This is a genomic window from Mumia sp. ZJ1417, from assembly GCF_014127285.1.
Classification (GTDB): Bacteria; Actinomycetota; Actinomycetes; order Propionibacteriales; family Nocardioidaceae; genus Mumia.
This window is the reverse complement of the sequence record NZ_CP059901.1, coordinates 1,643,239-1,668,778: the sequence shown is the minus strand read 5'-3', so window position 1 is coordinate 1,668,778 and position 25,540 is coordinate 1,643,239. Positions and strand designations below refer to the sequence as shown.

The following is a 25,540-nucleotide window of genomic DNA, read 5'->3' as shown; positions in this document are numbered from 1 at the left end:
TCTACGACCGGGAGCCGTCGCCGTCATCCAAGGATGGGCTTGCCTCAGCCGTGTCGTCAGACACGTCCCCCTCGGGCTCCGCGTCATCCCTGACCGCCGCGTCGCCGTCACCGGCGTCGGACGAGTCGTCGGCGTCGTCGTCCGCCGCAGAGTCGTCACGAGAGGCAGACGGGTCGACCTGGACGACCGTCTCGCGTGCACCACGGCCTGTCTTGGTGAGCCACACGAACAACGCGACGGCCGCGACGAACAGCACCAGCGACGTCCACTGGTTGAGGCGCAGGCCGAGGAACTCGTGGGCGGTGTCGATGCGCATGCCCTCGATCCAGAACCTGCCCGCGGTGTAGATCGCCACGTACAGCGCGACCACGCGGCCACCGCCCAGCTTGAAGCGGCGATCGGCCCAGATGAGGACGAAGAACCCGGCGAGGCTCCACAGCGACTCGTACAGGAAGGTCGGGTGGAACGTCTCGAACTGCTCGTAGCCGACCGGTCGGTGCGACGCGTCGATCTCGAGGCCCCACGGGCTGTCGGTCGGGCTGCCGAAGAGCTCCTGGTTGAACCAGTTGCCCCAGCGACCGATCGCCTGTCCGAGCAGGACACCCGGCGCGAGCGCGTCGGCGAACGGCGCGAACTTGATGCCGTGGCGACGGCAGCCGATGTAGGCCCCGAGCGCGCCGAGCGCGACCGCGCCCCAGATGCCGAGGCCGCCCTCCCAGATGTAGAGCGCTTTGATCGGCTCCCGACCCTCTGCGAAGTAGAGCTCGGGGTTGGTGACGACGTGGTAGAGGCGAGCGCCGACCAGGCCGAACGGGATCGCCCACACGGCGACGTCCGCGACCGCGCCGGGCTTGCCGCCCCGGGCCTGGAACCGCTTCTCGCTGACCCAGATCGCAGCGACGACGCCAGCGATGATGCACAGGGCGTACGCGCGGAGCGGGAACGGGCCGAGCTCCCAGACGGACTGGGACGGGCTCGGGATCGAGGCGAGGATCACGGGAGGGCTCCCTTGTCAGGGGTGGGAACGAGGGTACGGGCGCGCTCGACGCCGGCACGCAGGTCCTCGGCCAGGCGGCGTACGCCGGCGATGCCGCGGGCGGTGTCGGTGCCCGCGTCGAGTAGCTGCGAGACGAGGGCAGAGCCGACGATCACGGCGTCGGCGAACGCGCCGACCTCGGCCGCCTGGTCACCGTTGCTGACGCCCAGCCCCACGCCGACCGGGATGTCGGAGTGGGTACGGACGCGCGCGACGAGCGCCGGCGCCGCCGTGCTGGTCGCGGCGCGCGCACCGGTCACACCCATCACTGCCGTCGCGTACAGGAAGCCACTGGAGGCCTTCGCGGTCATCGCGAGGCGCTCGTCGGTCGAGGACGGGGCGACGAGGAACACGCGGTCGAGCCCGTGCGCGGACGACGCCTCGACCCACTCCCCCGCCTCGTCAGGGATCAGGTCAGGCGTGATGAGCCCCGCACCGCCGACCGCTGCGAGCCGGGAGGCGAACGTGTCGACGCCCACCCGCTCGATGGGGTTCCAGTAGGTCATCACGAGCGTCGGCGCACCGGTCGCGGCGACTACCTCGACGGTGTCGAACACGTCGGCGATCTTCGTACCGGCCGCCAGGGCCGCGTCAGCGGCGCGCTGGATCGTCGGGCCGTCCATCACCGGGTCGGAGTAGGGGAGACCGATCTCGACGATGTCGACACCGCCCTCGACCATCGCCACCATCGCGTCGATCGCGGTCTGCTTGTCAGGGAAGCCGGCGGGGAGATAGCCGACCAGGGCCGGGCGGTTCTCCGCGCGCGTGCGCGCCAGCAGGTCGGCGAGCGCGCTCATGCCTTGCCTCCGTCGTCGAGCAGGCCGAAGTATTCCGCGGCGGTGTGCACGTCCTTGTCGCCACGCCCCGAGAGGTTGACCAGAATGGTCGCCGGCCGTCCCAGCTCCTCGGCGAGCTGCGGCGCGATCCGCAGCGCACCCGCGATCGCGTGCGCCGACTCGATGGCCGGGATGATGCCCTCGGTCTTGCAGAGCAGGTCGAACGCGGCCATCGCCTCGTCGTCGGTCACCGGCTCGTACGTCGCGCGACCGGTCTCCGCGAGATAGGCGTGCTCGGGTCCGACGCCGGGATAGTCGAGCCCGGCCGAGATCGAGTGCGACTCGATGGTCTGACCGTCCTCGTCCTGAAGGAGGTAGGAGCGGGTGCCGTGCAGGACGCCGACGTCACCGGCCGTGATGGTGGCCGCGTGGCGTCCGGTCTCGAACCCGTCGCCACCGGCCTCGAAGCCGTACAGGCGCACCGCCTCGTCGTTCAGGAAGCCGGCGAACAGCCCGATCGCGTTGGACCCGCCGCCGACGCAGGCCACCGCCGCGTCGGGGAGGCCGCCGATCCGCTCGAACGACTGCGCGCGCGCCTCGTCGCCGATGCCGCGGGTCAGGTCGCGCACGATCTCGGGGAACGGGTGCGCGCCCGCGGCCGTGCCGAGCAGGTAGTGGGTGTCGTCGACCGTGCTGACCCAGTCACGCAGGGCCTCGTTGATCGCGTCCTTGAGCGTACGGCTGCCGGTGGTCACCGGGATCACCGTCGCGCCCAGCATCTGCATGCGGGCCACGTTGAGGGCCTGGCGCTGCGTGTCGACCTCGCCCATGTAGACGACGCACTCGAGGTCGAGGTAGGCGCAGGCCGTCGCGGTCGCGACCCCGTGCTGGCCGGCACCGGTCTCGGCGATCACGCGGTGCTTGCCCATCCGCTTGGCGAGCAGCGCCTGGCCGAGCACGTTGCGGACCTTGTGGGCGCCGGTGTGGTTGAGGTCCTCGCGCTTGAGGAGGATCCGAGCCCCCGCCCGCTCCGACAGCCGCGTGGCCTCGTACAGCGGGCTCGGGATGTTGGCGTACTCACGCAGCATCCGGTCGAGCTCGGAGGTGAACGTCGGGTCGACGAGCGCCTCTCGCCAGGCGCGCTCGAGCTCGTCGAGAGGCGCGATGAGCGCCTCGGGCATGAAGCGCCCGCCGAACCGGCCGAAGTGGCCGTGCTCGTCGGGGAGGCTCGAGGGACGCGGGTCGGCCGAGGCCGAGGTGCTGGTCATGCGTCGATCCTTGCAGGTGGCGTCAACAGGTGTGTCGACGAGGACGGTGAGGGCCGAAGAAGTCGTCCACCGTCACCATCGGTGCTGCAGAGCGGGGTGCGACCCGGCCGCAACCAGGTCGGCGACGGTCGAGCGCGGGTTGCCGCCCGTCACCAGCGTCTCTCCGACCAGGACGACCTGTGCGCCCGCCCGGGCGTACTCGATGACGTCCTTGGTGTCACGCACTCCCGACTCGGCGACCTTCACGACCGAGTCAGGGATCAGCGGAGAGAGCCGGGAGAACGTGGTGCGGTCCACCTCGAGCGTCTTGAGGTTGCGGGCGTTGACACCCACGAGGTCGGCGCCGGCCGCGACCGCGCGCTCGACCTCCTCCTCGTCGTGCACCTCCACCAGCGGGGTCAGGCCGATCGAGCGCGCACGCTCGATCAGCGACTCCAGCGCCGGCTGGTCAAGTGCGGCGACGATCAGCAGCGCCATGTCGGCGCCCGCCGCACGGGCCTCCCAGAGCTGGTAGGAGGTCGTGATGAAGTCCTTGCGCAGGACCGGGCAGTCCACCTGAGCCCGGACCGCCTTCAGATCGTCCAGGCTGCCGGAGAAGCGCCGGCGCTCGGTCAGCACCGAGATCGCGGCCGCGCCGCCCTCGGCGTAGTCCACAGCCAGGGCTGCCGGATCCTTGATGTCGGCGAGGGAACCCTTGGACGGACTGGCTCGTTTGACCTCTGCGATGACCGAGACCCCGTCGGCGCGGAACGCCGGCATGGGGTCGAGCGCGAGGTCCTGACGGCTCGCACGCTCCTTGAGATCGTCGAGCGGGACCGCGGCCATGCGGTCCCCGAGGTCCTCGAGCACTCCTTCGAGGATGTCGTCGAGTACGGACATCGCCGACCTGCCTTCCCACCCGTAGACACCGCGTCGCGCTCGCCGCTGCGCCGCAGTCTGTCCTTCCCAGGGTAGCCAGCCGGGTGTGGGGAGGATCACCGCCCCCTGGTGGCATGGCTGTGCGGCAGAATGCACGCTGCGACGCCGCGCTACCGTGCGGCGCTCGGACGAGAGGACATCTGTGAGCGCTCCCCCGCCGCCCGGCCCGTACGGGTACGGCACGCCGCCCCCACCTGGCGGGTACGGCGCCCCGCCCCCACCCCCGGGATGGCATCCTCCTCGCCCCACCTCGCAGAAGGCCGTCTGGGCGTTCGTGTGCAGCCTGATCGGCGTCGTCCTGTGCTGCTTCCCCGTCGGGATCGCCGGCATCGTCCTCGGCGCGCAAGCCAAACGCGAGATCGCCGAGTCGTACGGGCAGCTGGACGGCGCAGGCCTGGCGCAGGCGGGCTTCATCGTGGGAATCGTCGTCACCACGATCTCCGCGCTCTACCTGCTCTTCACGCTCGGGACCTTCTTCCTGCCGCTGGCCCTGCTGAGCGCCTGACGGGGGCTTTCTCTCCCCCACCGACCGCTACGGCACAATGGCGCACTCCGAGCCCTGACGAAGGAGCACCATGAGCTATCCCCCTCCGGGCGGCCCGACGCCCCCGGGCAACGAGCCCCCGAGCTACAACCCGCCCCCGGGCGGTGGGTACGGCGGACCTCCCCCGGGCTACAACCCGCCCCCGGGAGGTGACCCGTACGGCGTGCCGCCGCAGACCTCCAACAAGGCGATCTGGGCGCTCGTCACCGGCCTCCTCGGCCTGCTGTGCTGCGGTGTGATCGGCATCGCCGGCATCATCCTCGGCAACCAGGCGAAGGCAGAGATCGAAGCCTCGCAGGGTCGCCTCACCGGCACCGGCATGGCCAAGGCGGGGTTCATCCTCGGCATCGTCTCGATCGTGCTGACCGTCCTTGGCGTCCTCCTCTACGTCGGCCTCTTCGCGACCGGAGCGATCGACGCCGAGTCCGGCACGTACTGAGCCGTACGGCACGACGAGGCGCCACCCGCTGTCCGGGGTGGCGCCTCGTCACGTCTGCGGGCCGGACACTGCTGCTAGGACGCGAACCAGGCGCCCCACGGGGTGTTGCGCAGGAGCGTGAACGCGAGGGCGACGCCGAGCACGGCGACGCCGACGCGCGACGTCAGGACGATCATCCGCGCCCGCGGGTCTCGCAACCGCCGAGGGAGCCACACCACCCAGGCCATCACGAGCGCGACAGCGAGTGCCACCGCGAGGATGTTGCTCGACGCGGCTGTGGCGATATCGAGGTCCGTCAGCGCGTGCGCGGCACGCAGTCCGCCGCACCCTGGGCAGTCGAGCCCGGTGAGCAGCGCGAACGGGCAGTAGCCGTAGCTCCCGGAGACGTTCGGGTCACGGAAGTGCAGCAGCGCGGCCGCCGCGAGGCCGCCGCCCCCGACGAGCAGCGGCGTCCGCAATGCCCGCCACCGCGAGACGGGGCGGGCTGCGGTCGCGGTCGTGGTCACGCCTTCACGACGACGGACGACACGATCATGTCGTGCCACGTCTGCTTCTTGGCGTCCCACAACGGCCACAGTACGTCGAGGAAGCACGCGTTCGCGAGGACGGCGTACAGGACGTAGCGGAGCACGCCCTTGGCCGCGCCCTGCGGCTCCCCCGTGCGCATCTCGATCACCTTGATGCCGAGCAGCTGCTTGCCGAGGCTCTGACCGCCCTGCCCCTGACGGATACCTTGGTTCCAGATCTGGAAGACGAGGCCGATCAGCACGCCGAGCAGGATGAGACCGAGCCCGAGGGCGAACTGGCCGCCATTGGTGATCTCGCTCCTCGTCTCGTCGAGCGAGGTGTTCGTGGTCTCCGTCGCCCCTGCGAGGACGATCACGCCGACGATGACAGGCACCACGGTCAACAGCGAGGCGATCAGGCCGTCGATGAGGACGGCGGCGACGCGTGCCCACCAGCTCGCGTACGGCGACGGCGGCACGTACTCCGGGACCGGGGCGTAACCGCCGCCCCCGTACTGGCCGAACTGCGGCGGCTGTTGGCCGTACGGCCCCTGCGGCGGCGGCCCGTAGGGACCCTGCGGGGGCTGTTGGGGGTACGGAGGCTGGTCGGAGGACACGAGGACTCCCTTCGTCGCCGGTGTCGCAGACGTCGGCGTGCGGTCTAGGGGAGCAGTGTCCCGTAGATCAGTGCGCCTTGACGCCCAGACCCGCCGCGGACATCACCTTGGCGACGACTGCGGAGCCGAGGGTCAGGGCGACGCCGACCCAGAAGAGCACCCAGTTCGGCCCCATCAGCAGCGCCACTCCGCCGACCGTGAATCCGATCAGGCAGATGACGACCGCGGTCCAGGCTGCGGGGGAAGAACCATGCATCGTTCTCAAAACCTCTCTGGGGCGACTGGCGCTCGGGGATAGTGCCCAAGCCTAGACTGTCGGGTCCTCGCCACGGTCGAGTGCCTTCCACGGGTCGTCGTCGACGGTCTCGGCCCGCTGCTGGCCGACAGACTCGTAGCGGCTCCCCATCGACGGCCACGCGCGGCCCCAGCGCACGACCGCCGCACCCGCCGCCGCGCTGACCAGCAACGACACGAGACATGCCCACCGCCAGGCGGTCGTCGACGCCTCGTCGGCGAGGCGACTCTGCAGCGCGGCGTCTCCGGCCATCGCGGGCGACTCGGCCAGCGAGGTGACGAGCGCGTCGTGGACGGCGTCGCCTCCGAGCGCTACCGCGACCGCGGCCGCCAGCGAGGCGAGCGTCACGACGACGCCGACGGCCGTACGGACCCGGCCGCGCGACGCCAGCACCGCGACGATGCCGGCGAGTGCCACCAGGGCGAGCCCGCCGACGACCGGGAGCGCCTCGTTGCCGTTGACGCTCACCACGTCGCGCGCCAGGCCCTCGGTCTCGACGGTGACGCGCGACCACGGCTGCGAGGCCGTGAAGAACGCGGCAGCACCGCCCACGACGCCGAGAAGGACGGTCGAACCGTAGCCGCGAGCGCTCACGCCGGCGCCTCCAGGAGCACGTCGTCGTCGAAGCAGGTCGTGGCACCGGTATGGCACGCCGGACCGGTCTGCGAGACCGTGACCAGAAGGGTGTCGCCATCGCAGTCGAGGCGGACCTCGCGGACGTGCTGGACGTGGCCGGAGGTCGCGCCCTTCACCCAGTACTCGTGGCGGCTACGGCTCCAGAACGTCGAACGGCCCGTCGTCAGCGTCCGGCGGAGGGCCTCGTCGTCCATCCAGCCCACCATCAGCACCTGGTGCGTGTCGACCTCCTGGACGACGGCAGGCACGAGGCCGTGCTCGTCGCGCTTGAGCCGTGCGGCGATCGCGGGGTCGAGGCGAGCGGAGTCAGTCACGCGTCCCATTCTCCCAGGCCGTTCCAGGCTCGGCGTCGTCGATGCCCTCGCCGGAAGGCGCGGCCTCGATGCCAAGGTGGGCCTGCGCGACCCAGGAGGCGTGCAGCCGGGCGTAGACGCCGTCCTGCGCCACGAGCGCGGCGTGCGGCCCGTCCTCGACGAGGATGCCCGCGTCGAAGACCAGAACGCGGTCGGCGGCCTCGGCCGTGGAGAGCCGGTGGGCGACGACGACGGAGGTACGACCGGCGAGGAGCCGCTCCAGCGCCCGCGAGGCCCGCATCTCGGTCTGGGGGTCGACGGCGCTCGTGGCCTCGTCCAGGACCAGCAGGTCGGGGTCGGCGAGGTAGGCGCGTACGAGCGCGACGAGCTGCCGCTCCCCCGCCGACAGCGACTCGCCTCGCTGTCCGACCTCGGTGTCGAGCCCGTCGGGCAGCGACGCGAACCAGTCGTCGATGCCGAGCTCGGTGAAGGCGTGGCGCATCCGCTCTCGCGAGGCGTCGAGATCGCCGTAGCGCAGGTTCTCGGCGAGCGTCGCGTCGAACAGGAAGCCCTCCTGGGGCACCATCACGACACGTGAGCGCAGCGTGGCGAAGCCGATCGTCCGCAGGTCGACGTCGTCCAGCGTGACCGTGCCCGCCGTCGGGTCGGACAGGCGGGTCAGGAGCTTGGCGAAGGTGCTCTTGCCCGAGCCGGTCTCGCCGACGACGGCGACGCGCTGACGCGCCGGGATCGTGACGTCGACGTCGTGGAGCACGTCCGGCCCACCGGGATAGGCGAAGCGGACGTGGTCGAACCCGATCTCGAGCGCTCCAGCCGGCAGCGCGACACCCTCGCCGGGGTCGCGCACGTCAGCCGGGGTGTCGAGGATCTCGATCACCCGCCGCCACGAGGAGATCGCGTTCTGGGCCTCGGTGATCACCTGGGTCGCCGTCTGCACGGGGCCGACGAACAGCGACACGAGGAACGCGAACGCGATGACCCCGCCGAGCGTGAGGTCGCCGGCGACTCCGAGCATGACGCCGACGACGATCACGGCCGCGTTGGCCAGACCGCCCGCGACGCCCGCAGAGGCGAAGGTCCCCGCGACGAGACGCTGGGCGCGGATGTTGGCTCGCAGGTTGACGTCGATCGCCTCGTCGATCCGGCGCTGCGTGCGGCGCTCCACCCCGTACGCACGAACCACCGAGGCACCCACCACGGGCTCGGCGATGACCGCCAGCATCGTGCCGACGGTCGCGCGGGCATGGTCGTACGCCCGTGCCATCCGGCCCTGAAGCGCCACGAGCGTGACGACGAGCGGGACGAAGCAGATCCACACCACGATCGTCAGCTGCCAGCTGTAGAACGCCATGATGACGGTCGCGACCGCCACCTGACCGAGACTGGTGACGATCATGATCCCGTTGAACTGGAGGAACAGCGAGACCTGGTCGATGTCGGAGGTCACCCGCGACACGAGGGCGCCACGGCGCTCGCGGTCCTGGGTGAGCACGGAGAGGTCGTGGACGTGGCGGAACGCCTTGACGCGCAGGTCGGTCAGGCCGCGCTCGCTGGCGACGAACAGGCGGATCTTCATCGCCCACGCGCACACCGCGGTGAGCAGCACGATGCCGGCGGCCACCATGCTCCAGCGCACCACCAGGCCCTCGTCGGGTCCGCCTTCGACGGCGAGCCCACGGTCGATCGCGACCTGGACGACGACCGGGACGACGGCACCGCCGACCGTGCTCAGCGCCGCGAGCAGCAAGGTCAGAGGGAGCCCCGTGGCGAGGGAAGGCGTCAGCGCGAACCCACGACGGAGCACGCCGAGGCCACGCACGCGCGGGGTCTCGGCTCCGCCCACGGCGCTGCTGGTCGTGGTCACCCGGGTGCTCACGGCGCCTCCCGGGTCGTGTCGTACGCCTGGACGATGTCGGCGTACTCGGGCGAGCGCGCGACGAGCTCGGCGTGCGTCCCGCGGTCGACGACGCGGCCGCCCCGCAGGAACAGGACCTCGTCGGCGAGCGCGATGGTCGCCTTGCGGTACGCGACGACGAAGACCGTCGGCCCGCTGCCCGACGCCGTCGAGCGCGCCAGCGCAGACAGGATGCGCTGCTCGACGTCGGGGTCGAGCGCGCTCGTCGCGTCGTCGAGGAGGAGCAGCCGAGGGTCGCGGACGAGCGCCCGCGCGAGCGCCAGGCGCTGCCGCTGGCCGCCGGACAGCGTCGTGCCCCGCTCGCCCAGCCGGGTGTCGACACTGTCGGGCAGCGCGTCGACGAACTCGGCCGCCTGGGTGAGGGCGAGCACCTCACGGACACGTGCGTCGTCGACGTCGGCGCCGAGCGTGATGTTGTCGCGGACGGTGTCGTCGAAGATGAACGTGTGCTGCGGCACGAGGGCGACGGCCTCGGCGAGTGCCTCGTGCGACAGGGAGGCGATGTCGGTGCCGTCGAGGAGGATCCGGCCGTCGTTCGGGTCGACCAACCGGTCGAGGAGCGAGGCGAGCGTGCTCTTGCCGGAGCCGGTGAGCCCCACGATCGCGGTCACGGTGCCCGGCTCGAGGGTGAGATCGAGGTTGTCGAGGACGGGGCGGCGCGCCTCGTACCCGTACGACACGTCCTTGACCTCCACCCGCAGCGGGCCGTCTCCGGCCAGCGCGGCTTGGCCGTACGGCATGTCACCGGTGGCGCGCAGCACGGCCTGGACTCGCTCCCAGCCGACGACCGTACGAGGCAGCTCGCCCAGCACCCAGCCGAACGCGCGGACAGGCCACCCGACGACCGTGAAGAGGTAGGCCACCTGGACGACCGCACCGGCCTCGATGTCGCCGGCGAGGACGCGCTCGACCCCGAGGACGACGACGAGGAGCACCCCGAGGTTGGGCAGCATCTCGATCACGGGATCGAAGATCGAGCGGATCCGCCCGGCCGCCACGTTCGCGTCGCGCAGCTCCTCGGCCGTGGCGGCGAAGCGTGCGGTCTCCTCCGCCTCACGGCCGAGGGTCTTGACGACGAGCGCGCCGTCGAACGACTCGTGAGCGACGGCGCTGACGTGCCCGCGCAGCTCCTGGGCTCGGGTGACGCGCGGCGAGAGCAGGCGCTGGTAGCCGACGTTGATCGCGAACAGCGCCGGGAACACCACCAGCCCGACCAACGTCAGGACCACGTCGGCGGTGAGCATCACGACGACCGCGGTGACCAGCATCGCGATCACGCCGACCGCCATCGGCAGGGGCATCATCACGCCCCAGGTCGCCTCGACGTCGGCGTTGGCGTTGGAGAGGAGCTGGCCGGTCGGGTGGCGCGAGTGCCACGACATCGGGAGCGCGAGGTAGCGGCGCGTGACGCGGCGCCGGTACGAGGCCATGAGCCGGTAGTAGACGATGCCGCCGATCAGCCGGCGCATGATCACGCCCCAGGCCCGCAGCAGCGCGACCGAGAGGAACAGCAGCGACGCGATCACCGCCGCGCCGGTGACGATCTCGCCGTCGCGGAACGACGGGGTCACGACGTGGTCGGTGGCCCACCCGAGGACCCACGCGTCGGCGACGGTCATCGCGCCGTAGACCAAGGAGCCGATGACGGCGAGGGTGAAGCGGCGCTTCTCCTCGGCGACGCCGACACCGATGATGCCGAAGCCGCGGCGGGTGACGCTGCGCGCCGGACGGACACCGCTGGTCGAGCGGCCCTCTCCGCTGGTCGAGCGGCCCTCTCCGCTGGTCGAGCGGCCCTCTCCGCTGGTCGAGCTCTGTCGAGACCTCACCGTACGACGTGCCCGGCGGCGCGCAGTGCGTCCTTGACCTGACCGATGGTGAGGACGCCGAAGTGGAAGACGCTCGCCGCGAGCAGCGCGTCAGCACCGGCGTCGACCGCCTCGCAGAAGTGCGCGGGTGTGCCTGCTCCCCCGCTGGCGATGAGCGGGACGTGGGTGACGGCGCGCGCGGCGCTGATCATCTCGAGGTCGAATCCGTCGCGCGTCCCGTCGGCGTCCATCGAGTTGAGCAGCACCTCGCCGATGCCGAGCTCCGTGGCCGTCCGGACCCAGGCGATCGCGTCACGCCCAGCCGACGTACGGCCGCCGTGGGTGGTGACCTCGAAGCCGGAGGGCTGGTCCGCGGCGCGGCGGGCGTCGACGGACAGGACGAGCACCTGGTTGCCGAAGCGCGCCGCGATCTCGGCGATGAGCTCGGGCCGCTGGAGGGCCGCCGTGTTGACGCCGATCTTGTCGGCGCCGGCGCGCAGGAGGCGGTCGACGTCGTCGACGGTACGGATGCCGCCGCCGACCGTGAGCGGGATGAACACCTCCTCGGCCGTCTGCGCGACGACGTCGAACGTGGTCGCGCGCGCGTCGGAGGAGGCGGTGATGTCGAGGAAGGTCAGCTCGTCGGCACCCTCGGCGTCGTACACACGTGCCATCTCGACGGGGTCCCCCGCGTCACGCAGGTCGACGAAGTTGACACCCTTGACGACGCGCCCGGCGTCGACGTCGAGGCACGGGATGACGCGGACGGCCAGGCTCACGAGGCTGCGCCCTCGGTGCCCTCGCCGATCTGCGCGACCGCCGCGAGGGCGTCGGGGAGCGTGAAGTTGCCGGCGTACAGAGCGGTGCCGATGATCGCGCCCTCGACGCCCTCGTCGACGAGGCCGGCGATCGCCCGCAGGTCGTCGAGCGTGGTCACGCCGCCCGAGGCGACCACAGGTCGGTCTGTCGCCGCGCACACGTCGCGGAGGAGCTGGAGGTTGGGGCCCTGGAGCATGCCGTCCTTGTTGACGTCCGTGACGACGTAGCGCGCACAGCCCTCGGCGTCGAGACGGGCCAGCACCTCGTACAGGTCACCACCCTCGCGGGTCCAGCCGCGCGCGGCGAGCGTACGGCCGCGGACGTCGAGGCCGACCGCCACCCGGTCGCCGTACGTGGCGATCGCCTTGGCGCACCAGTCCGGGTTCTCGAGCGCGGCCGTGCCGATGTTGACGCGACGACAGCCCGTCGCCATCGCCCGGTCGAGCGAGGCGTCGTCGCGGATGCCGCCGGACATCTCGACCTTCATGTCGACGGCGGCCACGATCTGCGCGAGGAGCTCGGCGTTGGAGCCGCGCCCGAAGGCGGCGTCGAGGTCGACCAGATGCAGCCACTCCGAGCCGCCGTCCTGCCAGCGCAGCGCCGCCGAGACAGCGTCGCCGAACGTTTTCTCAGAGCCGGCCACCCCCTGGACGAGCTGGACGGCCTGTCCTTCAATGACGTCGACGGCGGGGAGGAGCTCGAGCGTGGTCACGTCCTCGATCGTACCCACGGCCTAGGACACGCCCGGCCCTGCCCGCACCTTGGACCCCGGGTCACTCCCGGGCGCCCCCGGGTCACTGCCGAGCGCCCCCGGGTCACTCCCGGGCGCCCCCGGGTCACTACGCCACGGACACCGGGTGCCGGACGACCGCCGAGAACAGGTAGCCGTTGTCGTTGTACGGCACGGTCTCGGGCTGCGTACGGCCGGCGCGGTCGGTGGCGCGGGCCAGCAGGACGTGTTGGCCGGCGGTCCGGGGACGCCATGGGTACGCCCACTGCGCCCACCCGCCGCCGTGCCCGCGCCGCGTCAGCTGCGCGTTGTCCCACGACTCTCCCCCGTCGGTGCTCACCTCGACGCGCGCGACGGGCGCGGCTCCCGACCATGCGCGGCCGGTGAGGACGGTACGGCGGCCCACGGGGAGGACGGCGTCACGAGCCAGCTCGAACGCCGACTTCACCGGCAGGACGGTCAAGGGGGGCGAGTCGACCGGGTAGTCACCGCCCGTCATCCGATACCACTTCGTGTTCCATGGCGACGTCAGCGCCGCCCGCGAGACCTCAAGCTCACCGAGCCACTTGATGTTGGCGATCCCGACCCATCCCGGCAGCAGGAGCCGTACGGGGAAGCCGTGGTCGGGCAGCAGCGGGCGTCCGTTCATCGCGTATACGAGCAGGGCGTCGTCGAGCGCCTTCGAGACAGGGAACGGGCGCCGGACACGGCCGTAGTCGACTCCCCCGCTCACGAACGGCGCATCAAGCCCGGCCGCCTGGACGTCCACGGCGTCAGGCCGCACTCCGAGCCGCCGCAGCACGGTCGCGAGCGGGACGCCGGTCCAGCGGACCGTGCCGACGGCGCCGAGCTGCCACGCAGTCCCGCTCGCGGGGGTGCCCTGCTGGCTCGCGAAGAAGCTGCGCCCGTTGCCCGTGCACTCCAGCAGGCTCGTGACCGTACGAGACGGCAGCCGCAGAAGGTCGTCGTACGAGAGGACGTGCGCGCGCTCGGGCGTCCGGGCATCAGCGAGGCCGTCACCGAAGATGCGCAGCGTGTATGACGCCGGATCGATCGTCGGCGTGGTCGTGTGGTTGCGGACGAACAATCGCTCGGTCGCCGTCAGGTAGCGGCGAGGATCGACAGAGTCCCATCGCATCTCGGCGTTGGTCCCGTAGGTGACGAACCACTCGGGCGGGAGCGGCTTGAGGATCGGGCCCGCCACCGCCGGCGTGAAGGGAGAGGTCAACGGCGACGGCGTTGCGGCGGCGGCACCGCTGCCCACCGTACGGGCGGCGACGAGCGCGGCGGCTGTCCCGCCGCCGAGCCGGAGAACGTCGCGGCGGGCGAGGGAGGGCGAAGGCGCAGGATCGGGCGACATGCCCGCGAGGCTAGGGACGCGAGGGCGCCCGGGGCAGGGTTTCGCGCACGCGGATCGGAAGCCACGGTGACCCGGCGCCGCCAGAAGGCGACCCGGCGTGCGCAGGCAGCGACCCGGCCCGGGCAGAGACAGACCCGCGGGCGTTAGGAGAGGGAGGTGACCCAGTTGCGCAGCAGCGCGGCGCCCGCGTCGCCGGACTTCTCCGGGTGGAACTGCGTCGCCGACAGCGGACCGTTCTCCACCGCCGCAACGAAGCGGTCGCCACCGTACGAGGTCCAGGTCACCCGCGCCGGCATCGCCGGGTTGGGCTCGTCGAGCTCCCAGCGGCGCACACCGTACGAGTGCACGAAGTAGAACCGCTCGTCCTCGACACCGTCGAAGAGCACCGAGCCTGCGGGGACCTCCACGGTGTTCCAGCCCATGTGCGGCACGATGTCGGCCTCGATCCGCTCGACCGTGCCCGGCCACTCGTCGCACCCCTCGGTCGTGACGCCGTGCTCGATGCCGGTGCCGAAGAGGATCTGCATGCCGACGCAGATGCCGATCACGGGCCGACCGCCCGCGAGCCTGCGCCCGATGAGGCGCTCACCACGGACCGCACGCAGACCCTGCATGCACGCCGCGTACGCGCCGACACCGGGGACGACGAGCCCGTCGGCCTCGAGCGCCGTATCGAAGTCCGACGTCAGCGTGACCTCCGCCCCGGCACGTTCGAACGCGCGCACGGCAGACCGCAGGTTGCCCGACCCGTAGTCGAGCACGACGACGTTCGGTGCCATCTAGAGCGCGCCCTTGGTGCTGGGCACCCCGGTCTCGCGGGGGTCACGCTCGACGGCCTGACGCAGCGCACGCGCCACCGCCTTGTACTGCGCCTCGGCGATGTGGTGCGGGTCGCGTCCCGCTACCAGGCGGACGTGCATCGTCAGCCCCGCGTGGTGCGCGAGCGACTCGAGGACGTGCTGCGTCAGCGAGCCGCTGTACTGGCCGCCGATCACGACCGTGACCTGCGACTCCGGCTCGCCGGTGTGCACGAAGTACGGGCGGCCCGAGACGTCGACGACCGCCTGCGCGAGCGCCTCGTCGAGCGGCACAAGCGCGTCGCCGTACCGGCGGATGCCCGCCTTGTCGCCCAGCGCGGCCTTGATCGCCTCGCCGATGCAGATGGCCGTGTCCTCGACGGTGTGGTGCGCGTCGATGTGGAGGTCGCCCTCGGAGCGCACCGTGAGGTCGATCAGCGAGTGCCGTGAGAGCGCCGTCAGCATGTGGTCGTAGAAGCCGACCCCGGTCGCGATGTCGTGCGCGCCGGTGCCGTCGAGGTCGACCTCGACGACGACGTGGGACTCCGACGTCTTGCGCTCGACACGGGCGCGACGGGGACCGGCGGTCTCGATCGTCGTGGTCATGCGTCCTCCTGGTCGGTACGTCCGTCGGTCGAGCCCGTCGAGACCCCGTCGGTCGCGACCACGCCGCTCAGCGCCTCGCGGAACGCCGCCATCTCCTCGGGCGCGCCGATGCTGACGCGAAGCCAGCCGTCGGGCCCGGTCTCGCGGATCAGCACCCCCCTGTCGAGAAGACCCTGCCACACGGCGTGCCGGTCGGCGAACGTCCCGAACAGCACGAAGTTGGCGTCGGAGTCGACGACGTCGTGCCCCCGCTCGCGCAGCCAGGCTGCCGTCTCGTCGCGAGTCGTCCGCAGGTCCGCGACGCGCGCGAGCATCTCGTCGGCATGCCGCAGCGCCGCGAGGGCGACGGTCTGCGTGACGGTCGAGAGGTGGTACGGAAGGCGCACGATGCGCAGCGCGTCGACGATCGCGGGATCGGCGGCGAGGTAGCCCAGCCTGCCTCCGGCGAACGCGAACGCCTTGCTCATCGTGCGCGTCACGACCAGTCGCGGGTAGTCGCCGAGCACCGACAGGGCGGTCGGCGTCCCCGGACGGCGGAACTCCGCATACGCCTCGTCGAGCACGACGATCCCCGGCGCGGCGTCGCACACCGCGCGCACCGCGCCGAGCGTCAGCGACTCGCCCGTCGGGTTGTTGGGCGAGGCGAGCAGCACCACGTCCGGCTGCTCCTCGGCGATCAGCGCGAGCGCGGCGTCGACGTCGAAGGTGAAGTCGTCGGCGCGGCGCCCGGCGAGCCAGCGCGTGTGCGTGTTGCGGGCGTACTCGGGATACATCGAGTACGTCGGCGTGAACGACGCCGCCGTGCGTCCGGGGCCGCCGAAGGCCTGCAGGATCTGCTGCATGATCTCGTTGGACCCGTTGGCGGCCCAGACCGAGCCCGCACGCAGGCCGTGCCCGAGGTAGCCGGCGAGCGCCTCGCGCAGCGCCCACGCCTCGCGGTCGGGATAGCGGTTGAGCTCGGTCGCGGCCACGCGCAGCGACTCCGCGATGTCGTCGGCGGTCGCCTTGGACGGGCCGTACGGGTTCTCGTTGACGTTCAGCTGCACCGGCACGTCGAGCTGCGGCGCGCCGTACGGCTCGTACGGGCGCAGGTCGTCACGGATCGGCACCCACTCGGGGAGGGTCACGACGCGCTCCCCTCAGGGGCGTCGAGGCGCACCGTCACGGCCTCGCCGTGCGACGGGAGGTCCTCGGCCTGAGCGAGCACCACGACCTTGGGACCGATGTCGCGCAGCGCGCCCTCGTCGTACGAGACGACCTGCATGCTCTTGCAGAACGACCGGACCGACAGGCCCGACGAGTGGCAAGCGCACCCGGCGGTGGGAAGCACGTGGTTCGAGCCAGCGGCGTAGTCGCCCAGCGAGACCGGCGACCAGCTCCCGACGAAGACCGCGCCCGCGTTCTCCACGCGCGACGCCACCGCGGCGGCGTCGGCCGTCTGGATCTCGAGGTGCTCCGCGGCATAGGCGTTGACGACGTCGAGGCCCTGCGCGACGTCGCGGACCAGCACGGTCGCGGACTGCGGCGAGGTGAGCGCGGTCTCGATGCGCTCCGCGTGCTTGGCAGCCGACACCTGGCGCGCGAGCTCCGCGTCGACGGCGTCGGCGAGCGCGACGCTCGGCGTGACCAGCACCGCGGCCGCGAGCGGGTCGTGCTCGGCCTGGCTGATGAGGTCTGCTGCGACGAACGACGGCACTGCGGTGTCGTCGGCGAGGATCGCGATCTCGGTCGGACCGGCCTCGGAGTCGATGCCGGTGACGCTCTGCACCAGTCGCTTGGCGGCGACCACGTAGATGTTGCCCGGACCCGTCACCAGGTCGACCGGCTCGCACGGAGCAGCCCCGTACGCGAACATCGCGATCGCCTGCGCACCGCCGACCGCGTACACCTCCTCCACGCCGAGCAGCGCGCACGCCGCGAGGACGGTCGGGTGCGGGGCGCCCCCGAACTCCTGCTGCGGCGGCGTCGCGAGCGCCAGCGAGGACACACCCGCCACCTGGGCGGGGACGACGTTCATGAGGACGCTGGAGACGAGCGGGGCGAGACCGCCCGGCACGTAGAGACCGACACGCCCGACCGGGACGATCCGGCGCTCCACCCGCGCCCCGGGCGCGACCGCGGTGACCACGTCGTGCTCGAGCTCGGCCTCGCACGTCGTACGCAGCCGGACGATCGACTCCTCCAATGCCTCGCGCACGTCCGGCGCGAGCGTCTCGAGGGCCATCCGGATGTCGGCCGGGTCGACGGCGAGGGTCTCGCGGCGCACGTGGTCGAACCGCTCCGTCGCGTCCAGGACCGCCTCGACGCCCCGGTGTCGCACGTCCTCGACGATGGGCCGGACGACCGCGACGGCCGCCTCGACGTCGAACGGCGCGCGCGGGAGCACCGCACGGTATTGCGCGGCGGTCGTCCCGGCAGGAGTGTCCCGCAGGTCGGTGCGACGGATCATGGGTCAAGTCTACGGAGGCCGGATGGGCGACACCCACCGCCGCATGGCGAACATGCCGATCCTGACTCCCTCGCGTGGTTAGGCTGGCGACGTGGCCCGCTCGATCCCGCTGTTCCCGCTCGGGAGTGTCGTCCTCCCCGGACAGACGCTGTCGCTGCACGTCTTCGAGGACCGCTACCGCGAGCTCGTCGCCTACCTCCTGACCCTCCCCGAGGCCGAGCGCCGGTTCGGCATCGTCTCGATCCGCGAGGGGTACGAAGTCGGCGAGAGCGGCGTCCAGTCGATCCACCGGGTCGGCGTCGAGGTCGCCCTCACCGACGTGACCGGCTACGACGACGGCCGGTACGACCTCACGGTGGACGCGATCGGGCGGATCCGCCTCGACGCGGGCGTGACCGGCGAGAGCTTCATGTGGGGGCACGTCGAGGATCTGGACGAGCCGGTCGGGGAGGACGTCACCGTCGCCGCCGACCGTGCGCACGCCGTGTTCGACGCCTACCGGATCGAGCTCAACCGCTTCCGGCTGGACGCCCAGGTCGAGGAGCTGCCGGGCGACCCGGTCGACCTGTCATACCTGCTCGCCTCCAGCGCCGTCCTCACACTGCCCGACCGGCAGGAGCTGCTAGAGGCCGACGACGCCGCCGAACGGCTGCGCTACTACCACCACCTGATGGTGACCGAGATTGCCGCGATGCGTGCCGTCCCCAGCCTCCCCGCCGTCGACGTCGCACGGACGTCCTGGTCCCCCAACTGACCCCGTGGCCAAGAAGCAGTCCGCAGGCACGCCGGCGACCCGTGTGCTCGAGAAGGCGGGAGTCGCCTGGACGGCGCACCCGTACGACCACGACCCGCGCGCCGTCTCGTACGGGCTCGAGGCCGCCGAGGCGCTCGGCGTGCCCGCCGCTCAGGTGTTCAAGACCCTCCTCGCCGACTGCGACGGGACGCTCGTTGTCGGTGTCATCCCCGTCGACGCCCAGCTGGACCTCAAGGCGCCGCGAAGGTGGTCGGCGCCAAGAAGGCCTCGATGGCCGATCCCGCGCTCGCCGAGCGGGTGACCGGCTACGTCGTCGGCGGGATCGCGCCGCTCGGTCAGAAGCGTGCCCTGCGCACGGTCGTGGACGCCAGCGCCGAGGAGTGGGATCTCGTGTACGTCTCCGGTGGCAGGCGCGGGTACGACATCGGCCTCGCCCCAGCCGACCTCGTCGCGCTCACCCGCGCCACGCTCGCCCCGGTCGCGCGGCGCTGAGCGGCCCGCCCGCAATCGCGCGGCGCGGCCGTCCGCGCGTTGCTAGAGTCCGCGCGTGCCGGTTCGGTCTGAGGAGGGCGCCGCGATCCGTCGGCCAGGCCGATGGGTGCTCGAGCGTGCCGACGGGATCGGCGGGTTCACGACAGGTCTGCGCTGGGAACGCCACGACGGGACGTCCGCACAGTGGGAGTCTCGTACGGCGCGCCGCCGCGGACGCATCCAGGTGCACGGCGCGGAGGGCGGCACCTCGGCGGTCGAGGCCGAGCCCACGACCGTACGGCGCCTGCGACGACTCAACGTGGTCGCGGCCGTGTCGTTCGTGCTCGGCGGGTCGCTCTTCGCCCTCGGGGCCTACCTCGCGCAGGCGGGGATCGGCGCGGCGCGGACGGTGGACGACGTCTATCTCGTGGGAGGCGTCTTCTTCAGCCTCGGCGGGTACGTCTCGGTCCTGCAGGCGACGAACGCACCGACCGAGATCGACGAGCACGGCACCCTGCGGTCGGCGCGGTGGCGCTGGTGGAGGTCCCGGCCGCACGACCTCGGGTGGGCGAGTGCCGTGGTCCTCTTCGCCGGGACGCTGGCCTTCGGCGTCTCGCTGGTCGCCGCGTTCGCCGAAGATCTGACCGTACGACAGACCAACACGTGGATGTGGCTCCCGGACATGGCCGGCTGCGTGTGCTTCCTGGTGTCCGGCCACCTCGCCCAGCTGGAGATCGGGCACGGTCACGTGCGAGTGAGGAGCGCCGAGCTTGGCTGGTGGGTGGTCGCCGTCAACCAGGTCGGGTCGATCCTGTTCTTCTTCGCCGGCCTCGCCGCGTACACCCGTCCGGCGACCGAGGCCGTGCTCTACCTCGGCCTGGTCAACTGGGGGACGTTCGCCGGCGCGGCGGGCTTCGTGATCGGCGGGTTCCTGCAGATCTTCGAGAGGCCCGTCGCGCCGTCGGACAGGTGAGCCGGCGCCGTCAGCCGGGCTCGACGACCCCTGACGGCTTCGCCGGGTCCCACCGCAGGAGAGCGCCGACACCGTCGGTGAGGATCTCGTCGTCGTGGTAGACGATCGTGATCCCCGCATCCTGGACCGCAGCGGCGGTCCCGAGCGCCAGGTCCGCCCGCCGTGCCCGTGCGTCGCCGGACGACAGCTGTCTGATCTCGTCGCGGTGCATCGACAGCTCGAGCGGCTTGTCGCCGACCCAGACCTTGGAGTCGGCGAGCGTGCTCACCGGGCCCGCGGCCTCGTCGGAGATCAGCAGCTCCTCGACCTGGGCCTTGCGCAGGGCATCGAGCACACGGTTGATGCCGGTGACGGCCATCGCGTTGCGGCCCAGCTCCTGGCGGAACCGGTCGATCACCACCGACCGCCTGCGGACACGGAACTCCTCCAGCGCCTCGTCGATGCGCGTCTCGAAGGCACCGTTGACGCCGTTGTGACGGGCACCTCCCTGGACGTGCTCGGTCATCTCGCGTGCCGCGGCGCCCAGCGCGCCCTGCACCAGCGCCACCGCGCGTACGTCACCGGTCACGACGACCAGGTCGGGACGACGCTCGAGGACGATCCGGTCGAGATCTGCCGCGACCGTCTCGGCGTTGCGGTCCCAGGAGTCCTCGACCCTGCTCTCGATGCGCTTGTGCGACAGCCCGCCGCCCCGGATCTTGTTGAGCACGTCGTGCTCACCGTCGACGCTCTCGCGGTGAGGCTCGCCACCGACCGCGCCGGACGTCGAGTCGTACAGCGTGATGTCGGCACCCGTACGGTCGATCTCCGCGAGCAGATAGCGGACCGTGTCGTCAGCCTCGCGGGCCAGCGCGAACACGTCCGGGCCGATCGAGAGCACCGCCTCGTCCTTGCGAGGCGGGAACAGCAGCAGGCGATCCATGAGGATGCCGCTCTCCCCCGCGACGATCAGCCGCCCGTGCGGGCCCGAGGCCCGTGTCGGCTGCAGCGCCTGTTCCTCGAGGACGGCGGCCATCTCCTTGGTGATGCCCTGGCCGTCCAGGGACCGGCGAAGCTCCGACCATCGCGCGGCGACCGTTCTGTCTCCGCTCTCGGTGTCCCTGCTGGCATCCATCACCACCGTCGCCAGCATCTCGTCGGAAGGAAGCTGCTCGGTCAGCCACTGAAAGTGCATCCGCGCCCCTCTCTGCGTGGGTTCCCGGGACCTGCCGAGGCGACGCCGCGAGGCGGCCGCCGTCGTACGAGGTCACCGGCCTGCCTCCACCCTGCCCCAGGCAGGCGAAGCCGACAACCGCGATAGGCAGGCCGACGCATAGGCGCAGAGGGCCGGGGCGGTCAGACGGGCTCGGCGACGTGGATCTCCTCGACCGGCTCACGCGGGAGCATCAGCCAGGAGATCAGAAGGAGCGCCAACAGTGCGGCAACAGGCCAGACGAACAGGATCCCGTAGGCGTCGATCCCGAGCCGCGCGGGGACCTCGGCGCCGGCCGGCCGTGAGCCGACCTCTGGTGTGGGCGGCCCGAGCAGGACCCCGACACCCCACGCCACCAACGCGGCGACCGCGGCGCCGATCGCCGTACGGGCGACGACCCCGACCCCGCCCTCGCGCCCCCAGCGCCAGGTCGCGAACGCCGACCACACCGCCGCAGCGACCGCGCTGACCCACGCGTACGTGAGGAGGACACCGAAGGCCGCCGAGGCGGCGACCTCGTCGGCACTGAGTCCGGACCGGTCGTCGACCCGGACGACGGTGTACTGGAGGGGGTCGGCGAGCAATGCCCAGGCGACACCCGCCACAGCGCCGGCGACGAGGAAGCCGACGATGGTCGCGACCGTCCCCCGAGTCGCGGAGCCCTCGGTCCTCACGAGGCGAGACACCCTGGTCCGAGCAGGGCCTTGAGGTCGGCGATCAGCGACGACGACGGGCTCACCCGCAGCCGTGCGTCGAGCCGCATGAGCTTGGTGCTCCTGGTGCCGACCAGACGCAGATGCACCTCGGTCGCGCCGGGGTGGCTCGAGAGCACGTCGCGCAGCTGGTCGAGGGTCGGCGGGGTGCAACGCGCCGTCGGCAGCGTGAGCACGACCGGACCGTCGTGGCCGACGCTGAGGTCGGCCGCAGTCAGCTCGGTCGCCGAGAGCTCCGGAGTGTCTTCCTTGCGCTTGAGCCGACCCTTGACGACCACGACGGCGTCCTCGACGAGCAGGTGGCCCGACAGCGTGTAGACCGACGGGAACAGCATCACGTTGACCGCGCCCTCGAGGTCCTCGACGGTCACGATCGCCCAGGGGTCGCCCTTCTTGGTGAGCTTGCGCTGGATCGAGGTCACGAGGCCGGCGACGGTCACCTGCGCACCGTCGGGGCGCTCTTCGTCGGCGATCAGGTCACCGATCGTGCAGTCGCTGGCGGCGCGCAGGACGTGCTCGAGCCCGAACAGCGGGTGGTCGGAGACGTACAGGCCGAGCATCTCCCGCTCGTGGGCGAGGAGCGTCGTCTTGTCCCACTCGTCGAGGTCGGGGACGACGACCGACGTCCCTGCGAACCCGGCGTCGCTGTCGTCCAGACCGGCGAACAGCGAGTCCTGGCCGATCGCCTCGTTGCGCTTGAGGTCGATGTACTGGTCGACGGCGTCCTCATGGATCGTCACCAACGCGCGGCGGTAGTGCTTGAGCGAGTCGAACGCGCCGGACTTGATCAGCGACTCGATCACCCGCTTGTTGCAGACGACCGGAGGCACCTTGTCCATGAAGTCGGAGAAGTCGGTGAAGGTGCCCTTCTCGGTCCGTGCCTCGGCGATCGCGTCGACGACGTTGTGGCCGACGTTGCGGACCGCCGACAGGCCGAAGCGGATGTCGGGCCCCACGGCGGTGAAGTTGGCCTCGGAGTCGTTGACGTCCGGCGGGAGCACCTTGATGCCCATGCGACGGCACTCGTTGAGATAGATCGCCGACTTGTCCTTGTCGCCGCGCACGCTGGTGAGGAGCGCGGCCATGTACTCGGCGGGGAAGTGCGCCTTGAGGTACGCGGTCCAGAAGGAGACCACACCGTACGCGGCCGAGTGCGCCTTGTTGAACGCGTAGTCGGAGAACGGCAGCAGGATGTCCCACAGCGTCTTGATCGATGCTTTCGAGAACCCGCGCTCCACCATGCCGGCCGAGAAGTTCGCGAACTGCTTGTCCAGCTCGGACTTCTTCTTCTTGCCCATCGCGCGGCGGAGCAGGTCGGCCTGTCCGAGCGAGTAGCCCGCGAGCTGCTGGGCGATCGCCATGACCTGCTCTTGATAGACGATCAGGCCGTACGTCTCGCCGAGGATGTCCTCGAGGGCCTCAGCGAGGTCGGGGTGGATCGGCTCGACGTTCTCGCGGCCGTTCTTGCGGCGGGCGTACTTGTTGTGGGAGTCGGCGCCCATCGGGCCCGGTCGATAGAGCGCGCCGACGGCCGAGATGTCCTCGAAGCTGTCGGGGCGCATGCTGCGCAGCAGGGCCCGCATCGGACCGCCGTCGAGCTGGAAGACGCCGAGCGTGTCACCGCGCGACAGCAGCGCGAACGTCTCGTCGTCGCGCAGCGGGAGGTCTTCGAGGACGACTTCCTCGCCCCGGTTGTTGCGGATGTTGTCGAGCGCGTCATCGAGGACGGTGAGGTTGCGCAACCCCAGGAAGTCCATCTTGATCAGCCCGAGCGACTCGCAGGTCGGGTAGTCGAACTGGGTGATGATCGCGCCGTCCTGCTCGCGCTTCATCACGGGGATGATGTCGAGCAGCGGCTCGCTCGACATGATCACGCCGGCGGCGTGGACGCCCCATTGGCGCTTGAGGCCCTCGAGGCCGACGGCGGTGTCGACGACCTTCTTGGCGTCGGGGTCGGTGTCGTACAGCGACCGGAACTCGCCGCCCTCGTTGTAGCGAGGGTGCTCGGCATTGAAGATGTCCTTGAGCGGGACGTCCTTGCCCATCACCAGCGGCGGCATCGCCTTGGTGATCCGCTCCCCCATCGAGAACGGGTAGCCGAGCACGCGGGAGGCGTCCTTGACGGCCTGCTTGGACTTGATCGTGCCGTACGTAACGATCTGCGATACCCGGTCGTCGCCGTACTTCTCGGTGACGTAGCGGATGACCTCGCCACGACGACGCTCGTCGAAGTCGACGTCGAAGTCCGGCATCGAGACGCGGTCGGGGTTGAGGAACCGCTCGAAGATCAGGCCGTGGACGATCGGGTCCAGGTCGGTGATGCGCATCGCGTACGCGACCATCGAGCCGGCGCCGGAGCCACGGCCCGGACCGACGCGGATGCCGTGCTCCTTGGCCCAGTTGATGAAGTCGGCGACGACGAGGAAGTAGCCGGCGAACCCCATCTTGAGGATGACGTCCACCTCGAAGTCGGCGCGCTTGCGCACGTCCTCGGTGATGCCGTCGGGATAACGCACGGCGAGGCCCCGGTCGACCTCCTTGAGGAGCCACGTCTCCTCCGACTCGCCCTCGGGGACCGGGAACCGGGGCATGAACGTGCCGTTGCCCTCGGTGAACTCGACCTCGCAGCGCTCGGCGATCAGGAGGGTCGACTCGCACGCCTCGGGTAGACCCGCATCGCGCTCCCACAGCTGGCGCATCTCCTGCGGGGACTTGATGTAGTAGCCGTTGCCGTCGAACTTGAACCGCGTCGGATCGGCGAGCGTCTTGCCGGACTGCACGCACAGCAGCGCCTCGTGCGCGGTGGAGTCGGCGGGGTGCGTGTAGTGCGAGTCGTTGGTCGCCACGAGGCGCAGGTCGAGGTCCTTGGCGAGCCTCAGCAGGTCGTCGCGCACGCGGGTCTCGATCGAGAGCCCGTGGTCCATCAGCTCCACGAAGAAGTTCTCGCGGCCGAAGATGTCCATGAACTCGGCTGCTGACTGACGCGCCTTGGCGTAGTTGCCGATGCGCAGCCAGGTCTGCACCTCGCCCGAAGGGCACCCGGTCGTCGCGATGAGGCCGTTGGCGTACTCGGACAGCAGCTCACGGTCGGCACGGGGCTTGTAGAAGAACCCCTCGAGCGACGAGCGGGACGACAGCCGGAACAGGTTGTGCATGCCGGCGGTGCTCTGGGCGAGCAGCGTCATATGGGTGAACGCACCCCCGCCGGAGACGTCGTCACCGCCGCCCTTGTTCCACTGGACGCGCTTGCGCTCCGTACGGTGCGTGTCGGGCGTGAGGTAGGCCTCCATGCCGATGATCGGCTTGACCCCGGCCGCCTTGGCCTTCTTGTAGAAGTCGTACGCGCCGAACACGTTGCCGTGGTCGGTCATCGCGATCGCGTCCATGCCCAGCTCGGCCGTCCGCGCGAACATGTCGGTCAGCCTCGCCGCGCCGTCGAGCATGGAGTACTCGGTGTGGACGTGCAGATGCACGAACGAGTCGGCGCTCGACATGGGGGTGGGGCCTCCTCAGGCACATGTTCGGGCGGGGAAGAGAAGTTCAGATTAGACGACCGGCACCGACAGATTCGACAGGCGCTCCGACGCAACCGCCACGGCGCCCGCGG

Annotated in this window: 25 protein-coding genes and 1 pseudogene; 5 read left to right on the top strand and 21 right to left on the bottom strand. The window is 71.1% G+C overall.

Annotated features, from left to right (window positions below):
* Position 1: 1 nt before the first annotated feature.
* From lgt to trpC, 4 genes are all read right to left on the bottom strand, one after another.
* Positions 2-997, bottom strand: a complete 996-nt coding sequence (gene lgt / locus H4N58_RS08065) for a prolipoprotein diacylglyceryl transferase (RefSeq protein ID WP_167251878.1) — start codon at positions 995-997, stop codon at positions 2-4.
* Positions 994-1,833: a tryptophan synthase subunit alpha gene (gene trpA / locus H4N58_RS08060; protein ID WP_167251879.1), complete on the bottom strand. Its 840-nt coding sequence runs from the start codon at positions 1,831-1,833 to the stop codon at positions 994-996. Before trpA ends, lgt begins: the two co-directional genes overlap by 4 nt.
* Positions 1,830-3,080 (bottom strand): tryptophan synthase subunit beta, encoded by a 1,251-nt coding sequence (gene trpB, locus H4N58_RS08055; RefSeq protein ID WP_167008501.1) that lies wholly within the window; start codon positions 3,078-3,080, stop codon positions 1,830-1,832. The genes trpA and trpB overlap by 4 nt, the downstream gene beginning before the upstream one ends.
* Before the next feature lie 72 nt (positions 3,081-3,152).
* Complete coding sequence (gene trpC, locus H4N58_RS08050) at positions 3,153-3,959, bottom strand: indole-3-glycerol phosphate synthase TrpC (protein WP_167008499.1); 807 nt, start codon at positions 3,957-3,959, stop codon at positions 3,153-3,155.
* Between the two features lie 181 nt (positions 3,960-4,140).
* Here trpC and H4N58_RS08045 point away from each other — a divergent pair, with 181 nt between their 5' ends.
* Complete coding sequence (locus H4N58_RS08045) at positions 4,141-4,503, top strand: DUF4190 domain-containing protein (RefSeq protein ID WP_182397158.1); 363 nt, start codon at positions 4,141-4,143, stop codon at positions 4,501-4,503.
* A 70-nt stretch (positions 4,504-4,573) separates the two neighbouring features.
* Positions 4,574-4,981 carry a DUF4190 domain-containing protein gene (locus H4N58_RS08040; protein WP_167008492.1) on the top strand — a complete coding sequence of 136 codons (408 nt, stop codon included), beginning with the start codon at positions 4,574-4,576 and terminating at the stop codon, positions 4,979-4,981.
* Positions 4,982-5,055: 74 nt separating this feature from the next.
* Here the strand turns inward: H4N58_RS08040 and H4N58_RS08035 are convergent, their stop codons facing one another.
* The 14 genes from H4N58_RS08035 to hisD form a co-directional block, all read right to left on the bottom strand.
* On the bottom strand, positions 5,056-5,487 hold the full coding sequence (locus tag H4N58_RS08035) for a DUF2752 domain-containing protein (protein ID WP_167251880.1): 432 nt from the start codon (positions 5,485-5,487) through the stop codon (positions 5,056-5,058).
* Positions 5,484-6,104: an RDD family protein gene (locus H4N58_RS08030; protein WP_167008486.1), complete on the bottom strand. Its 621-nt coding sequence runs from the start codon at positions 6,102-6,104 to the stop codon at positions 5,484-5,486. Before H4N58_RS08030 ends, H4N58_RS08035 begins: the two co-directional genes overlap by 4 nt.
* Before the next feature lie 67 nt (positions 6,105-6,171).
* A complete protein-coding gene (locus tag H4N58_RS08025; protein WP_243843121.1) occupies positions 6,172-6,360 on the bottom strand; it encodes an HGxxPAAW family protein in 189 nt (62 codons plus the stop codon).
* Between the two features lie 51 nt (positions 6,361-6,411).
* A complete protein-coding gene (locus H4N58_RS08020) occupies positions 6,412-6,993 on the bottom strand; it encodes a Trp biosynthesis-associated membrane protein (RefSeq protein WP_167251881.1) in 582 nt (193 codons plus the stop codon).
* The gene (gene hisI / locus H4N58_RS08015; RefSeq protein WP_370465459.1) at positions 6,990-7,349 is read right to left on the bottom strand and encodes a phosphoribosyl-AMP cyclohydrolase; all 360 of its coding nucleotides are present in this window, start codon (positions 7,347-7,349) and stop codon (positions 6,990-6,992) included. The genes H4N58_RS08020 and hisI overlap by 4 nt, the downstream gene beginning before the upstream one ends.
* Positions 7,342-9,225, bottom strand: a complete 1,884-nt coding sequence (locus H4N58_RS08010) for an ABC transporter ATP-binding protein (protein WP_167008475.1) — start codon at positions 9,223-9,225, stop codon at positions 7,342-7,344. The genes hisI and H4N58_RS08010 overlap by 8 nt, the downstream gene beginning before the upstream one ends.
* Entirely contained in the window at positions 9,222-11,090 is a 1,869-nt protein-coding gene (locus tag H4N58_RS08005; protein ID WP_167251882.1) for an ABC transporter ATP-binding protein, read from the bottom strand. The genes H4N58_RS08010 and H4N58_RS08005 overlap by 4 nt, the downstream gene beginning before the upstream one ends.
* Positions 11,087-11,848, bottom strand: coding sequence for an imidazole glycerol phosphate synthase subunit HisF (hisF, locus tag H4N58_RS08000; protein WP_167008469.1), 762 nt, complete (start codon positions 11,846-11,848; stop codon positions 11,087-11,089). Before hisF ends, H4N58_RS08005 begins: the two co-directional genes overlap by 4 nt.
* Positions 11,845-12,600, bottom strand: coding sequence for a bifunctional 1-(5-phosphoribosyl)-5-((5-phosphoribosylamino)methylideneamino)imidazole-4-carboxamide isomerase/phosphoribosylanthranilate isomerase PriA (gene priA / locus H4N58_RS07995; RefSeq protein ID WP_167008466.1), 756 nt, complete (start codon positions 12,598-12,600; stop codon positions 11,845-11,847). The genes hisF and priA overlap by 4 nt, the downstream gene beginning before the upstream one ends.
* A 127-nt stretch (positions 12,601-12,727) precedes the next feature.
* Positions 12,728-13,978 (bottom strand): sulfite oxidase, encoded by a 1,251-nt coding sequence (locus tag H4N58_RS07990; protein ID WP_167251883.1) that lies wholly within the window; start codon positions 13,976-13,978, stop codon positions 12,728-12,730.
* 143 nt (positions 13,979-14,121) lie between these two features.
* The gene (gene hisH, locus H4N58_RS07985; RefSeq protein ID WP_167008460.1) at positions 14,122-14,757 is read right to left on the bottom strand and encodes an imidazole glycerol phosphate synthase subunit HisH; all 636 of its coding nucleotides are present in this window, start codon (positions 14,755-14,757) and stop codon (positions 14,122-14,124) included.
* On the bottom strand, positions 14,758-15,381 hold the full coding sequence (gene hisB, locus H4N58_RS07980) for an imidazoleglycerol-phosphate dehydratase HisB (RefSeq protein WP_167251884.1): 624 nt from the start codon (positions 15,379-15,381) through the stop codon (positions 14,758-14,760).
* Positions 15,378-16,508 (bottom strand): histidinol-phosphate transaminase, encoded by a 1,131-nt coding sequence (locus tag H4N58_RS07975; protein WP_167251885.1) that lies wholly within the window; start codon positions 16,506-16,508, stop codon positions 15,378-15,380. Before H4N58_RS07975 ends, hisB begins: the two co-directional genes overlap by 4 nt.
* Positions 16,505-17,830: a histidinol dehydrogenase gene (gene hisD / locus H4N58_RS07970; protein ID WP_167251886.1), complete on the bottom strand. Its 1,326-nt coding sequence runs from the start codon at positions 17,828-17,830 to the stop codon at positions 16,505-16,507. Before hisD ends, H4N58_RS07975 begins: the two co-directional genes overlap by 4 nt.
* 91 nt (positions 17,831-17,921) lie before the next feature.
* Between hisD and H4N58_RS07965 the strand changes: the two genes are divergently transcribed.
* From H4N58_RS07965 to H4N58_RS07955, 3 genes and pseudogenes are all read left to right on the top strand, one after another.
* A complete protein-coding gene (locus tag H4N58_RS07965; protein WP_167008449.1) occupies positions 17,922-18,584 on the top strand; it encodes an LON peptidase substrate-binding domain-containing protein in 663 nt (220 codons plus the stop codon).
* 4 nt (positions 18,585-18,588) lie between these two features.
* Positions 18,589-19,076, top strand: a pseudogene (gene ybaK, locus H4N58_RS07960) (Cys-tRNA(Pro) deacylase).
* Positions 19,077-19,131: 55 nt separating this feature from the next.
* The gene (locus tag H4N58_RS07955) at positions 19,132-20,028 is read left to right on the top strand and encodes a hypothetical protein (protein ID WP_208322515.1); all 897 of its coding nucleotides are present in this window, start codon (positions 19,132-19,134) and stop codon (positions 20,026-20,028) included.
* Between the two features lie 10 nt (positions 20,029-20,038).
* Here H4N58_RS07955 and H4N58_RS07950 read toward each other — a convergent pair whose 3' ends face one another.
* The 3 genes from H4N58_RS07950 to dnaE form a co-directional block, all read right to left on the bottom strand.
* On the bottom strand, positions 20,039-21,202 hold the full coding sequence (locus H4N58_RS07950) for a Vms1/Ankzf1 family peptidyl-tRNA hydrolase (protein ID WP_167008443.1): 1,164 nt from the start codon (positions 21,200-21,202) through the stop codon (positions 20,039-20,041).
* Between the two features lie 161 nt (positions 21,203-21,363).
* Positions 21,364-21,894, bottom strand: coding sequence for a hypothetical protein (locus H4N58_RS07945; RefSeq protein ID WP_167008440.1), 531 nt, complete (start codon positions 21,892-21,894; stop codon positions 21,364-21,366).
* Positions 21,891-25,427, bottom strand: coding sequence for a DNA polymerase III subunit alpha (gene dnaE, locus H4N58_RS07940; RefSeq protein WP_167008437.1), 3,537 nt, complete (start codon positions 25,425-25,427; stop codon positions 21,891-21,893). Before dnaE ends, H4N58_RS07945 begins: the two co-directional genes overlap by 4 nt.
* Positions 25,428-25,540: the final 113 nt, after the last annotated feature.

Bases quoted from the DNA above. Each gene is read 5' to 3' on its own strand.
- hisH (WP_167008460.1), bottom strand. From the start codon at position 14,757: ATGGCACCGAACGTCGTCGTGCTCGACTACGGGTCGGGCAACCTGCGG.
- trpC (WP_167008499.1), bottom strand. From the start codon at position 3,959: ATGTCCGTACTCGACGACATCCTCGAAGGAGTGCTCGAGGACCTCGGG.
- H4N58_RS07990 (WP_167251883.1), bottom strand. From the start codon at position 13,978: ATGTCGCCCGATCCTGCGCCTTCGCCCTCCCTCGCCCGCCGCGACGTT.
- H4N58_RS08025 (WP_243843121.1), bottom strand. From the start codon at position 6,360: ATGCATGGTTCTTCCCCCGCAGCCTGGACCGCGGTCGTCATCTGCCTG.
- H4N58_RS07950 (WP_167008443.1), bottom strand. From the start codon at position 21,202: ATGCACTTTCAGTGGCTGACCGAGCAGCTTCCTTCCGACGAGATGCTG.
- trpB (WP_167008501.1), bottom strand. From the start codon at position 3,080: ATGACCAGCACCTCGGCCTCGGCCGACCCGCGTCCCTCGAGCCTCCCC.
- hisB (WP_167251884.1), bottom strand. From the start codon at position 15,381: ATGACCACGACGATCGAGACCGCCGGTCCCCGTCGCGCCCGTGTCGAG.
- hisD (WP_167251886.1), bottom strand. From the start codon at position 17,830: ATGATCCGTCGCACCGACCTGCGGGACACTCCTGCCGGGACGACCGCC.
- trpA (WP_167251879.1), bottom strand. From the start codon at position 1,833: ATGAGCGCGCTCGCCGACCTGCTGGCGCGCACGCGCGCGGAGAACCGC.
- dnaE (WP_167008437.1), bottom strand. From the start codon at position 25,427: ATGTCGAGCGCCGACTCGTTCGTGCATCTGCACGTCCACACCGAGTAC.
- H4N58_RS08040 (WP_167008492.1), top strand. From the start codon at position 4,574: ATGAGCTATCCCCCTCCGGGCGGCCCGACGCCCCCGGGCAACGAGCCC.